Raw genomic sequence first — 12,987 nt, 5'->3', positions numbered from 1 at the left:
TCTCACAGGGACTAGCGGTGCAAACAAACTCAGCCAACACCGCAGTTCAAACTGTGGGAGCGGGCTTGCCAGCCACCATCGATGTTGACTGCCATACCCCCATCGCAAGACCACTCACACCCACAGTTTCCATCTGTGAACAGGCTGCCATCAGCCCCCAACAACCTTTTCACCCACCCATTCATCGAACCTGCTGAGCAACACCACCAAACGTGATTTAATACCCGCCTTTCACATTTCCGGGACAGGGAAGCGGTACTTTCGCGGCCAAAAGTCGCCCGCCATCCACCCCCATAACCCTTAAGTATTTCTCGCATAAGGCTGTCATGGACACGGGCTCACGACTCAAACTAGTACGCGAAAGCTACAAACTGTCCCAGCGCGAGCTGGCCCGGCGTAGCGGCGTCACCAATGCCACCATCTCCCTGATCGAACAGAATCGCGTCAGTCCCTCCGTCAGCTCCCTGAAAAAACTGCTCGAAGGCATTCCCATGTCTTTGGCGGACTTCTTCACCTTCGACCAGCCGCCGCGTGAGCACCAATACGTATTCCGCGCCAACGAACAACCGGATCTCGGCCGTCATGGCCTGCGGTTGCTGTTGATTGGCGCGTCGGTGCCGAGTCGGCAGATGCGCCTTTTGCGCGAGCAATACGCGCCGGGCGCGAGTTCGGGGGAAGAGCCGATTGTGCACTCGGAAGGCGAGGAGTGCGGGCTGGTTACGCGGGGGACGGTTGAGTTGACCGTGGATGGGCAGATTAGTGTGCTCAACGCTGGCGACGGCTACTACTTCCCGACGACGCTGCCTCACAAGTTTCGCAATATTGGCCAGGATGAAGCGGAAATCATCAGCGCCAACACCCCGGCTAACTTCTGATATCAATACGGACACCCTGTAGCAGCTGCCGAAGGCTGCGTCCGCGGCCAACAGCCACACCGAACGGAAGCACCTGCTACAGGGTTTAAGCAAAGTAAATGGACTTCACTTCATGACGACACACCACATCCGCGCCCTCGCACTCTGCATCTTCCATCACGATGGCAAGATACTGGTCAACGAAGCACTCGATCCCGTTACTGGAAAGCCCTTCTTGCGCCCAATCGGTGGCGGAATAGAGTTCGGCGAAACCAGCGCCCAAGCCGTACTACGTGAAGTCGATGAAGAACTCGGTTTATCCATCACCGATGTTCGCCTGCTCGGCACGCTCGAAAACATCTTCACCTATGCCGGCACGCCTGGGCACGAAATCGTGCAGGTCTACGATGCGAAATTCGTGGATGCCAACGTCTATGAGCTGCCCCACTTGAACGCTCAAGAAAGCGATGGCGCTGCCTTTGTTGCGAAGTGGCTGGCGCTCGACAGTATTACTGGCGAAACGCCGTTGGTGCCTGCTGGGCTATACGAGCTGCTGAAGAAGGTTGCGCTGCTGGACTGATGCTCTGTCATTAGAAATGGCGCTGTTTAACGTATTGATCGCCAAGGATGCGATCACCTTTCAAGGAGCGAAAATGACATTGACTGCCGAAGCATTGGTCAGCATCGCGATGACCAATCCAGTAAACGCGGAAATCACCTAGCGCTTGCCTTCACTGGGTTTGAACCAATGCATGCTCACGGCGGGCTGCCTTTTTCAGGCCGTCTGGAATCATCAGTCGAACCTGCCGCCAGCGTGGGGGATCAAGGACTACGACGTTTTCTATTTCGATGAGGATTTGTCGTGGGAGGCTGAGGATGAGGCCATTAACTCGGCTCAGCGCCTCTTTCAGGATCTCGGAGTTAGCGTCGAAATCAGGAACCAGGCTCGCGTCCATCTTTGGTACAGCCAGAGGTTTGGCGGATCTTATCCTCGGCTTCAGTCGACCAGCGACGGCATTGATCGTTACCTGATCGCCGGCACGTGTATTGGGCTGGATATTGAGACGGGTGATGTCTATGCACCCAACGGTCTGGCTGACACGGAACAGGGGATTCTTCGTATCAACCCGAATACTCCTCAACCCGATTTATTTGAACAGAAGGCGAAGAGTTATCAGGCTCGCTGGCCTTGGCTCAGGATTCATGAGCACGGGCTCACGACTTAGAAATGGAAAAAGGTGACAGATCTATTTAAATAAAAGACCTGTCACCTTTATCACGAGGCTGTCGCTGTGCCGTTCAGCTAAGGCGCCATGGATTTGCACTGATTGCGCAGACCGTCATCCTTGATGTTCTGGCAACCTCCGGAGCCTTGCTGGGCCTTGCAGTAATTGCGCTGGTCATCATCGCGAATGTTTCCACAGTCACTCGTACCTTCTGTTTGCGCTTTGCAGGCATTGCGCATGTCGTCGTTCTTGATGTTTTGGCAACCGCCGGAGCCTTGCTTGGCTTTGCAATAGTTGCGCTGGTCATCATCGTGAATGTTTCCACAATCACCCGTACCTTCCGTTTCCGCTTTGCAAGCGTTGCGCTGGTCGTCGTTCTTAATATTCTGACAACCGCCCCGGCCCTCACGCGCTTTGCAATAGTTACGCTGGTCATCGTTGCTGATGTTTTCGCAACTGGCGTAAACGTAACTGCTGAACATCAACAGCACGGCGAGGATTATTTTCATTGCACACTTCCTTGATTTTTCAGGGATCAGCCTGACGCTGGTTACTCCACCCATTTGATATCATGGGGGTGCCATCATATCGACATCAACTTGTAGAAAAGTTCCAGGGCAGAAAAATAGGATATGTGCACCGATAAAGTCCGGGTCTTTCGTCAAATCCCAAGCAATAAGAAAGGTGACAGATCTATTTGAATAACTAGATCTGTCACCTTTTTTAAGATCGTCAGGTAAAAGGGGACGCATTTATTTTCCTCAAATTTGACAAGCCCGATCATCCAAAACACTATCGACCCATGACCTACATCCCCCGCATGAACATGATGTGCACTTCCATGACCGCCGCTGGCGGGCTGTGAGGTCACGCGTTCACAGAATTTGACGTAGTTGCCCAAAGCCCCGCCAGAGATGGACGGGGCTTTTTAGTTCTCCGTCCACCGATGGCTCAAGGAGAATGAAATGCTCGAGATCAGACGCGCCCAGCCAAGCGATGCCCAAACCGCATTCGATATCCGCCTTCAAGCGATACGGCACCAATGCATCGGCGCCTATACCACAGAACAGATGCTTGCCTGGACGGCAGGCGCGGCCAAGGACGGGTACGGCGACCTGATGGAAAAGCACTTTTACCTGGGCTGTATTCAGGGTGAGCCGGTGGCGACAGGGATGCTTGATCTGGAGAACAGCGAAATCGGCGCGATCTTTGTGTTACCCGGTTTCATGGGAGAGGGCATCGGCTTAAAGATGCTCGATCATCTGGAATGCCTGGCGCGGGAGTTGGGCGTGAATGAAGTTAATCTGGACGCCACGTTAAACGCGGCTGATTTTTATCGGCGCTGCGGTTTCGTGGGTGACGAACCTGCTATTTACCATTCACCTGCTGGGCTTCAGTTAGCGTGTGTGCCAATGGTGAAGAGGCTTTAGCCTTGATCGGGGAGGGCGGGCAGGGGTTGCCGCCGCGACTTCTGCACAGACGTCAACCGCTCGTCCACTGCCCGGCACGTTCTCGCGGCAAATCCTTCCAATGTCGTGTTACCCACGCTCAGGAGGAACCAACATGATTAATCACAAAATGGCGGTGCTGACGCTCGCAGTCATGATGTCTGGCAGTTCGCTGTATGCGATCGCAGCTGACTCAACACCCGGGACCACCTCTACTGATGGCACGAGTCAAAGCCGCGACCCCGCACCCAAAAGCACCAACGCAGACCCCGACGCAGGTTCACTTCCTAAAGGGGCCGATGGCGGGACAACCGATAACGGCCCGACGCCTGCCGGATCGAAGACAGGTGAACAGGGGCAGGCGAGTGGTAGCAGTAGCGGAGGAAACTCGGGTGGGGGTTAGTTGCTCTTCAACCCACGCTGCTAGACAAGCCCGGCCCTGGAGCCGGGCTTTTTATTGCTTTCTTTATAGCCCGCCTCGAGCTGGGTACTCGCACTGACTTGCCCACCCATTTGCATTCGACCTGACCAATCATTTGCACCGGATTTGACCCTCCCGCTGTGTGGCCATGACCGGCAGAGAACGGCCAATAGCGGTCATACGTGTTTTCACGAACGGCCCGTTTGTATTTTGTATTCAACGGTTCTTTTCCCATTGGTCATTACTCATCGCCAAGCGAAAGCCGAGATGCGACATGGAATTCATAGGGTCTGCGCCCTGCCTGGCACTGGTTCGAAAACTCGTGCAGTAGCTGTCGCTACAAAGGAAAGATCCACCTCGGATGACACGCTGCGGAGCATTGGCCGTCACCCCAAGTTCGGGGTCATAGCTGTCGGAAGGCCCCACCGGGTTTACCGCTGCTTCGCCCGCCGGTTGACGTTTGAGCCCTACTCTAAACGCGTCGGCACGATACCAATCGGCGACCCATTGCCAAACATTCCCGGACATGTCGTAGAGTCCATAGGCGTTAGGTCGGTAACTGCCAACCGGCTTGGTGCCAATTTTGAATTTGTTACTGGTTCCGGTCACGGGAAACGGCTGTATTTCATCCCAGGTGTTAGCCATCTTTTCTCCACCGGGTGAGAAGTCATTCCCCCATGCATAATTCGCTTGTTCCAGCCCGCCTCTTGCGGCGTACTCCCATTCGGCCTCGGTGAGCAGGCGCTTGTGTGCCCATGCGGCGTACGCCAGCACATCTTCACGTGAAACCTGAACAACAGGATGAGTTTCCTTGCCCTCGATTGTACTGTTTGGCCCCAACGGGTGACGCCAGTCGGCTCCCGGGATAAATGCCCACCACTGGCTGAAATCATTAAGTGGGATCGGCCTGTCTGTGCCGACAAAAACCAATGCGCCAGGCACCAAGTCACTTTCATCCGGCTCTGGAGTCCCTGGCGGCAGTTGGACTTTCAGATCTTCCCATCTGGGTTTGCGTTCGGCGGTGGTGACGTAATGTGTTTCAGAAATGAAACGGGCGAAATCGGCATTAGTGACGTCATGGCGGTCGATCCAATACCCGTCGAGTCGAACCTTGTGCGCCGGCCCCTCGTTTGGGCGAGCCTGTTTATGGTCGCTCCCCATCAAAAATTCGCCGGCAGGAAGCCAGACCATATTCAGGGGGCCATTCTTTCCATCACCCAGCGTCAACGGCACGGGGCCGCGAATGTGCTGATAACCCGCAAACGCCAGGCAAGCCAACACGATCCCGGCGCAGACGATGGCAATACCCAAACGCCGTTTCCTGATAAGCATGTGCGCTCCTCCTCGTATCAGTCTGCGGCCCGTGCTGAACCTGCTGCATATCAAGATCAGGTATAGACACCACGCCTCCAAAGTCAACGGCCAGCCTCGTTGCCCATGGGATGGACTGGCGAGAGAACAAAACGGTTCTACACTCCGAGCTTGGGGTTTCGGGGGTTTAAAGGAGCTGGCCATGGCCACTGCGAACTGGACTCAATCATTACGACTGAACAACAGGCTTGGTGCAGGGCTGGTCTTTGCCATGCTTACGCTCTCCGCCAATGCGGCGCCACAGCAAGTCAACGGCACGCCCGGTTCACCCAGTGCGACCACGACCATCGACGGCAGATACCTACCCAACCCTCCCCCGGCGTTTGGCGGCGTCATCAACCTCGACGCCCCGACCTCGACGCCCTACTGGTCCCCGACCGTCGTACCTCCCAAAGACGCGCCGAATGTCTTGTTGATCATCACTGACGACGTCGGCTTCGGTGCGCCCAGTACGTTCGGCGGTCTTATCCCGACGCCGAGCATGGATCGTGTCGCGGCAGCCGGATTGCGCTTCACGCAATTCAATTCGACGGCACTTTGCTCGCCCACACGTGCCGCCTTGATTACCGGACGCAACCACCATTCTGTAGGTTTCGGCGTTATCACGGAAATTTCGACGGGGTATCCCGGTTACAACAGTGTCATCACCAAGGACAAAGTGACCATTGGCAAAATCCTCAAGGACAACGGCTATGCAACGTCGTGGTTCGGTAAAAACCACAACACGCCGTCATTCCAGATCAGTCAGGCCGGTCCGTTTGATCAGTGGCCTATTGGTATGGGTTTTGATTATTTCTACGGCTTCATGGGCGGCGAAACCAGCCAGTGGCAACCGGGCAATCTGATGCGCAACACCACGCCCATTCATCCTTACGTTGGAAAACCGGGGTGGAACCTGATCACCGCGATGGCGGATGACGCCGTTGGCTATGTCAATGAATTGAATGCACTCGATCCAAAGAAACCGTTCTTTCTTTACTACGCGCCCGGCGGTACCCACGCGCCGCATCACCCGACGCCCGAATGGGTCGACAAGTTCAAGGGCAAGTTCGACATGGGCTGGAACGCTGCGCGCGAACAGATCTTCGCCAATCAGAAACGCCTGGGCGTCATTCCGCCGACTGCCAAGCTCACACCATGGCCGGATTCATTGAAAAAATGGGACGAACTTTCGGCGGAAGAGAAAAAACTCTATGCCCATCAGATGGAAGTCTATGCGGCCTATCTCGCGTACACCGATCATGAAATCGGTCGGGTGATCCAGGCGATTGATGACATGGGCAAGCTCGATAACACGCTGATTTTCTACATCAGTGGTGACAACGGCGGTAGTGCAGAAGGCACCCCTAACGGCACACCAAACGAGATGACCACGTTCAACGGAATCGACGTGCCGGTCGCCGAACAGATGAAGCATCTGGATGCTTGGGGATCGGACCAGACCTATCCGCACATGGCCGTGGGCTGGACCTGGGCCATGGACACCCCCTTCAAGTGGACCAAGCAAATTGCATCGCATTTTGGCGGCACCCGCCAAGGCATGGCCATCTCCTGGCCGAACCGGATCAAGGATGCCGGCGGCATCCGTAACCAGTTCCACCATGTCATTGACGTTGAGCCGACGATTCTTGAAGCCACCGGCATTGATGCACCGCTCCAGGTAGATGGCATTGCGCAAAAACCTATCGAAGGCACGAGCTTGGCTTACCTTTTCGACAAGCAGAATGCCGAAAAACCTTCTACACGCACCACGCAGTATTTCGAGATGTTTGGAATGCGCGCGCTTTATCATGAAGGCTGGATGGCATCGACGACGCCCTACCGCGCACCTTGGGACATTACCTCTCAGCCACCCAAGGACATCGTCAATGGCGTCAAATGGGAGCTGTACGACATCACCAAGGACTGGACGCAGAATGACGATATCGCCGCCGCCAACCCTACAAAACTCAAGGAACTACAGGACCTGTTCTGGGTAGAGGCAAACAAATATCAGGTGCTGCCGCTCGACGCCTCCGCATTTACGCGCGTCATTGCACAGAGGCCGAGCATCGTGGCCGGACGCACCGAGTTCAATTACCTTTCGCCAGTAACCGGCATTCTTCCAGGCAACGAGCCCAACGTGTTGAACAAGTCCTACGTCATTACGGCTGACATCACTGTTCCTGAAAACGGCGGCGACGGTGTCTTAGTGACCGACGGTGGCCGCTTTGGGGGGTACGCGCTCTACCTCCTGAAAGGCAAGCCGATCTTCAACTACAACCTTGAAGGTGTTGCGCGATTCCGCTGGGAAGGGACCGAGGCGCTCACTCCCGGAAAGCACAGCATCAGCTTTGATTTCAAGTATGCCGGGCCGGGATTCGGTAAAGGCGGCACCGGCGTGCTGTCGGTGGATGGCAAGCCACTGGCTAGTCAGACGATCCCCCACAGCGTTCCATTCGTCTTCGGTGTGGATGAAAGTTTCGATGTCGGCTCCGACACCGGCACTCCCGTCGATGACAAGGATTACCAGGTACCGTTTGCATTCACCGGCTCACTGCACAAACTCACCGTCAAGCTCGAACCAACGCAGTTGAATGTCGCGGGCAAGGAAGCTGTTCAGAACAAGGTCGGCACCAAAGACTAGGAAAAAGCACGCGGGTCAACTCGCACGAGATGATCCGCGACTTACCTGCGACAGCCTGCTTTGTAACCATCGGATCGAATTCGCCTGTTGCAACTTTTCCTGAGGGTCTGCTTTGGGTCGACAGCTGCCCCTTCTTGACAGTCAGAAAATGGCCGTTCTCTGCCGGTCATGATTACAAAGCGTGCTGGTCAAATCCGATGCACTCGGTGGTCAGAACCAATGCAAATGATTGGTCAAGTCGAATGCAAGCGGGCGGTCAAGTGGAGCGCAATTTCGCACGAGCAAGGGTGGCGCTGCAAAAAATGCAAAAAGACCGGGCCATTCAAGATTCCACCACCTCAATCGTCCATTCGCCCAGCACGTTCTTCGTGACGTATTGGAACGGCACAAACATTCCATACGTTTCGAGGTAGACGTAAATGTCGGTGCTGTATTGGTAGGCATCTTGTATGCAGCTGATTACCTTGGCAGTCCCGGTCAAACTCGGGTGATACGTGCTGGCGGGTTTCTGCGACTGCACCTCACAGCTGTATCTGTTGTCGACCGGCACCAAGGCTCTGGGACCTTTCCCGCCGTTGGTATATCGAAGTTGCATATCCTGCGCCGTGTATCGAAGGAGTGCGCCGACCGGCATGTTCACCCAATCGCCCTCGAAGCGGAGGTTCGTCAGCGCCTTATTCTCGATCGTTATCTCACCCGCAGGCGTGCTGAATTCACTTTCAGCCAGGTCAATCAGGCCTCGGAAAGTGGCTTTGACCCACTGACTTCCTCGCTCTTTAAAACGCTCCGTCAGTTGATTGCCTGCCTCGCTTGAAAGGTATTTCGAGTCACGCCCGTTGAGCCGCACAGCTTGATCTGAATACTGTCTTGGCTCGGAGTTGTCATTGAACACCCGGCGCAGGTGCTGAATGCTTTTCTCCGGTTTGGGCATATTCAATGCCTCGATGGCTTTCAACACCGGGGCGGCAACGAGGGGGGCCGGTAGTTCGAAAGGCGACTGCTCACGCCCTTCAAATTGTTTGTATTGGTCCAGCGATTGCGGTTTGCCACAGGCTATCTGAACCAGCTGACGCTCATCGACTCCGAGGCTTTGCAAGCCGATGGCTTTAGGGTCTGTCTGCATGTCTCCAACGAGCACACGACTGTGAGTATCAAGGTAGAAACGGCTTAACGCGGTCAGCTCTTGCAGGGCGCAGTTGGCCATCCACCGCTGTCGTACCTGCCCATACAAGACGTTTTCGCCGGGCACCAACATCTCGCCGGGAAGTACGCGCGTCGTCCAGAAAGTCACCTTATCACCTTCTACTTTCAGGCTGCTGCGGTCGATCATCTGCCAATCCTGATGCTCGGGTGCCGAGAACACGCGCCATAGAGGAGGTGTTGTCTGGGCACACACCTGCTTGAACTGCGCACTTTGCAGGTACTGGCTCTTTTGTTCAGCAGGTAATTGCCAGGATTCCATCGAACGCCCCCGCGGGTTGACGGAGAATCGCGACATTCCCTCTTTGCTGCGGTAAATCATTTGCGCATCCGGCTGGCTGCAGTTGGCGTCGAAACGTGCCAGGTAGTGGAGCTCCGGACTTGGGGACGAAGTCACTACATAGGTGATCCGATCGCCCTCGCGAACGATCGAGTTCGGTTCGGGTGTCGCGAACAGCACACTGTTGAAAACCGCAAAACCCGGCTGGGCCTCAGGTGTTGTGATTTGAGCGGGTTTTGTTGCTTGGCATCCAGAGAGGATCACGGCAACGGTCAGCAGTGAAAAAAAGCTGGAAGGGCGGGACGTGGCATCCATGCAGGTGTACTTCATTGAAAGAGTGATGGCATATTAACATTGGCGCAGATTGCCAAACAGGACGCCGCTTGTAGCGACGATAGGGTGTTCGTGCAGCGCGCCCCGGGCAAAACAGGCCTCTGGATTTCAGGGCTGCTACTTAAATTATGGAGAGGCAAGGTGACTGGACAGGTTTTGAAATCGAAGTCGGTGAATTTTCTGGTCGCCGATGCCGAGGTGAATTACGACAACGTGGACGATTTATATTCCATGGCTGAGGCTGGCAATGTGGACGCGTTGGGCGATGTGCTGGAGGCCTTCAAGGAAGCATACGGAGGACTTTGGGTTGGCGGAAAGATGGAGCTGACCCAATCGATGGTTCGTTTGAGTGCCAATGCCATGAACCGCCTCGTTCAGGACGGGACGCTGGATATTGAACTCCCACTGGCCTTCATCCGAAAGGTCACTATTGAAGGCGGGTTCATGACGAAGATCATCCGTCTGGATACCGGCGCTGGCAGCGTTAAATTCCGGTGTTTTGGTGCGAAGGACATCGCCGCGCTGATAGAGAAGACAATCCTCTCGCCAACTCGACAGGCCTGAACAACACAAAAAACCCGCAACTCAGTGCGGGTTTTTTTACGACTCAACGTTGATCACTGACTCTTGGGTGCATCAAACCCACGCTGCTCAATCACCCGAAACACATCGCTCACATCCTGGACCATGATCCGGGCGATGTTGGTGACGGTGTTGATGTCGTGTTCGGCGTAGTCGGGGAGGCTGGTGCAGGCCATGAGGTTGAGGTATTTGAGGACGGCGTTGAGGCGTTCGCTGAGGCAGTTGTGGAGTTCGCGCAGCGGGGCGTCGTAGTCGATGAGCAGGACGGGGTAGTCGGTGGCGAGTTGGGACATGGGGGTGAAACGGCGGGGCGGATTGTTCGTTGGCATTGGATAAGATTCTTTATAAAAGGAATGAACTGCCACCTTCTTTGCTGCGAAACAAAGTGGGTGGCAACTGTGCGCGGGTTCGCAGACCAGGAAGAATCAAACCCGGCAGACTCGAGAGTCTCCCACGCACAGCCGCCATAAACTGCGACGCAGGCGAAGCTCGCCTGGGTGTCTTATGACGGTGCCGGCTGATTCTATTCTGTAGGGCTGCGAAACCCAATCGCTAACTTTGGTCAGCGACGGGTCGAATATAGGCGTCGATTTTGGTGCCTGCAAACGGGTGTGTAGGACCAAAATCGTTGCTTTGTGGTTGAAGGCGGATCCTGTATTCGACTGAATAACAGTCGGGGAATCAGAACGTGTTTAATGTCAGTTGAACCTTGCGTGCCGGATTTGCGGCTGCTGCGCAGCCGAACGCAGGCTTCGCCAACTGCTACGGGATGTGGGCATGTTTAAAATTTTGGCGGGGTTGGGGGCGGCTTCGCCGCCCAACGGGGTTAACCCCCTCGCCACAGGGGGTGGTTTCCTACACGATTTTCGGATATGGAAAATCAGAAGATTGCCAAAGCCCGCAAAAGCGGGCCTTGGGTTTTGCGCGTCAGGTTTACGCCTGACGGGCTGCTAATGCCGAGTAGCTGTTCATCAGGTTGCGATAGTTCGGAATGCGCTGGGACAGCAAGTTGCCCAAGCCTTCGATGTCGTTGCGCCAGTCGCCCTGCAACTCGCAGGCGACCGAGAACCAGTTCATCATTTGCGCACCGGCTTGCGTCATGCGGTTCCACGCCGCCTGTTGCACGGTGGTGTTGAAGGTGCCGGAAGAATCCGTGACCACGAACACTTCAAACCCTTCAGCCAGGGCCGACAGCGTCGGGAAGGTCACGCACACGTCGGTCACGACACCGGCAATGATCAGCTGTTTACGACCGGTCGCCTTGATCGCCTTGACGAAGTCTTCGTTGTCCCAGGCGTTGATCTGGCCAGGACGAGCAATGTAAGGCGCATCCGGAAACATTTCCTTGAGCTCCGGGACCAGCGGACCATTGGGGCCTTGTTCGAAACTGGTGGTCAGGATGGTCGGCAGTTCGAAGAATTTGGCGACGTCAGCCAGGGCCAGCACATTGTTTTTGAACTCGTTCGGCGAGAAGTCCTGCACCAGCGAGATCAGACCGGTCTGGTGGTCGATCATCAGGACTACGGCGTCGTCTTTGTTCAGGCGGTTGTAAGTGGCTTTGCTCATGATGAAATCCTTTCTCGGGAGGGGTAAGTGGCTTCGTTCAACATGGGCTCAGATTAATGATCTACAGGTAAGGGAAAAAGAGGGTGAAAACGGTTTGACTGTCAACTCGGATGGGACAATCGAGGCCCCACCCGGGACGTTGCGTCCACGCATATGTCGGCAGGTGGCAAACGTCATCAATGACGTCCCCATTCAGGCAAACGCATCTTCGATAAAGGCCTCCAACGCCTTGTCTTCCAATATCTCGATGGAGAAGTGCCCGAAGCGCTTGGGCAGCCAGATGATGCGGGTCCCGGACGGAGATTGCAGGTTCGCGCGGGCGAGTGGTTTTCCATTCTCGTCTTCTGGCTGAACACCTACGGCTATCAATTCGTCATAGGCCTTCTCGATGTCCGGTGTGGAGTAGCAGTGGCGGTAAATCATGCCTTCGCCCGCGGAGTCGAGGAGCGCCTTCAGGTTCCCCGCCAGCGGTTGTACCAGCATGAATCGCTCCGCACCGATCAACGCAATCGCGTAGCGCACGTGCAGACCACCGCGTTCCCAGACAAGGGTTTTAGAGATCCTGGCTTGCAGTATCTGTGCGTAGTAAGCACAGGCTTCTTCGAGGTTGTTGACCAGTACATCGACGTGACTGAACTTCAGCTCCATTGCATTCCTCCTGTTGAACCCGTGTCCATGGTAACGACCGCTGCCTCAGCATTTGAAGAATTTTCGTGTGGCTGTTTCGTGGACGAATAGTTGAACCACGAGCAGACCAACGGATCAGGATAATCAGCTGTTCTTTTTCCATAAGAGGATCCCACCATGCATGAATGGACCCTGAATTACCTGTTCAACGGCGAGTCCCGCACATACCTGTTCGAACTGGAGCAGCCTCGGTTGCCCGTCCATGAGGCAGCGATGCACTTGCTCCAGCTGCACTATGGCGACGGTGAAAACAGCCTGATCATGCCCACCGCGGACGCGACGCCGGCGCAGATTCTGGAACAGGCTGGGCGGGTGGGACTGACACAGATTACGGTCGTGAATCAACCCGGTTGATGCCAGGTACAGCGACGAGTACGGTCGATTTCCGTCGAC

General features: G+C 55.3%; 14 protein-coding genes. 8 read left to right on the top strand and 6 right to left on the bottom strand.

Annotated features, from left to right (window positions below):
- Positions 1-326: 326 nt before the first annotated feature.
- The 4 genes from ACA075_RS17605 to ACA075_RS17590 all read left to right on the top strand — a co-directional run bounded on the left by ACA075_RS17605 (position 327) and on the right by ACA075_RS17590 (position 2,080).
- Complete coding sequence (locus tag ACA075_RS17605) at positions 327-875, top strand: cupin domain-containing protein (RefSeq protein ID WP_007946335.1); 549 nt, start codon at positions 327-329, stop codon at positions 873-875.
- Positions 876-987: 112 nt separating this feature from the next.
- The gene (locus ACA075_RS17600; protein ID WP_497294198.1) at positions 988-1,434 is read left to right on the top strand and encodes an NUDIX hydrolase; all 447 of its coding nucleotides are present in this window, start codon (positions 988-990) and stop codon (positions 1,432-1,434) included.
- A gap of 16 nt (positions 1,435-1,450) precedes the next feature.
- Positions 1,451-1,576, top strand: a complete 126-nt coding sequence (locus tag ACA075_RS17595) for a hypothetical protein (protein WP_497294196.1) — start codon at positions 1,451-1,453, stop codon at positions 1,574-1,576.
- A gap of 3 nt (positions 1,577-1,579) precedes the next feature.
- Positions 1,580-2,080, top strand: coding sequence for a nucleotidyltransferase family protein (locus ACA075_RS17590; protein ID WP_497294194.1), 501 nt, complete (start codon positions 1,580-1,582; stop codon positions 2,078-2,080).
- A 77-nt stretch (positions 2,081-2,157) separates the two neighbouring features.
- Here ACA075_RS17590 and ACA075_RS17585 read toward each other — a convergent pair whose 3' ends face one another.
- Positions 2,158-2,589, bottom strand: coding sequence for a hypothetical protein (locus ACA075_RS17585; RefSeq protein ID WP_497294192.1), 432 nt, complete (start codon positions 2,587-2,589; stop codon positions 2,158-2,160).
- A 456-nt stretch (positions 2,590-3,045) separates the two neighbouring features.
- On the opposite strand from ACA075_RS17585, the gene ACA075_RS17580 reads away from it, so the two are divergent.
- The gene (locus tag ACA075_RS17580; protein ID WP_497294190.1) at positions 3,046-3,510 is read left to right on the top strand and encodes a GNAT family N-acetyltransferase; all 465 of its coding nucleotides are present in this window, start codon (positions 3,046-3,048) and stop codon (positions 3,508-3,510) included.
- Positions 3,511-4,165: 655 nt separating this feature from the next.
- On the opposite strand, the gene ACA075_RS17575 is transcribed toward ACA075_RS17580, so the two are convergent.
- The gene (locus ACA075_RS17575; protein ID WP_497294188.1) at positions 4,166-5,281 is read right to left on the bottom strand and encodes a formylglycine-generating enzyme family protein; all 1,116 of its coding nucleotides are present in this window, start codon (positions 5,279-5,281) and stop codon (positions 4,166-4,168) included.
- Positions 5,282-5,462: 181 nt separating this feature from the next.
- On the opposite strand from ACA075_RS17575, the gene ACA075_RS17570 reads away from it, so the two are divergent.
- Complete coding sequence (locus tag ACA075_RS17570; protein ID WP_497294186.1) at positions 5,463-7,946, top strand: arylsulfatase; 2,484 nt, start codon at positions 5,463-5,465, stop codon at positions 7,944-7,946.
- 322 nt (positions 7,947-8,268) lie between these two features.
- Here the strand turns inward: ACA075_RS17570 and ACA075_RS17565 are convergent, their stop codons facing one another.
- Positions 8,269-9,741 (bottom strand): hypothetical protein, encoded by a 1,473-nt coding sequence (locus ACA075_RS17565; protein ID WP_497294184.1) that lies wholly within the window; start codon positions 9,739-9,741, stop codon positions 8,269-8,271.
- A gap of 39 nt (positions 9,742-9,780) precedes the next feature.
- On the opposite strand from ACA075_RS17565, the gene ACA075_RS17560 reads away from it, so the two are divergent.
- The gene (locus ACA075_RS17560; protein ID WP_497294182.1) at positions 9,781-10,323 is read left to right on the top strand and encodes a hypothetical protein; all 543 of its coding nucleotides are present in this window, start codon (positions 9,781-9,783) and stop codon (positions 10,321-10,323) included.
- Positions 10,324-10,376: 53 nt separating this feature from the next.
- On the opposite strand, the gene ACA075_RS17555 is transcribed toward ACA075_RS17560, so the two are convergent.
- The 3 genes from ACA075_RS17555 to ACA075_RS17545 form a co-directional block, all read right to left on the bottom strand.
- Positions 10,377-10,670, bottom strand: coding sequence for a fructose-bisphosphate aldolase (locus ACA075_RS17555; RefSeq protein WP_083376442.1), 294 nt, complete (start codon positions 10,668-10,670; stop codon positions 10,377-10,379).
- Between the two features lie 604 nt (positions 10,671-11,274).
- Entirely contained in the window at positions 11,275-11,907 is a 633-nt protein-coding gene (gene ycaC / locus ACA075_RS17550) for an isochorismate family cysteine hydrolase YcaC (protein ID WP_219094879.1), read from the bottom strand.
- A gap of 192 nt (positions 11,908-12,099) precedes the next feature.
- The gene (locus ACA075_RS17545) at positions 12,100-12,555 is read right to left on the bottom strand and encodes a VOC family protein (RefSeq protein WP_497294179.1); all 456 of its coding nucleotides are present in this window, start codon (positions 12,553-12,555) and stop codon (positions 12,100-12,102) included.
- Positions 12,556-12,711: 156 nt separating this feature from the next.
- Here ACA075_RS17545 and ACA075_RS17540 point away from each other — a divergent pair, with 156 nt between their 5' ends.
- On the top strand, positions 12,712-12,948 hold the full coding sequence (locus ACA075_RS17540) for a hypothetical protein (RefSeq protein WP_497294177.1): 237 nt from the start codon (positions 12,712-12,714) through the stop codon (positions 12,946-12,948).
- Positions 12,949-12,987: the final 39 nt, after the last annotated feature.

The organism is Pseudomonas sp. LBUM1663, assembly GCF_059695905.1.
Note: the sequence above shows the minus strand (reverse complement) of the source record. Positions and strands in the feature narration are given on the sequence as shown.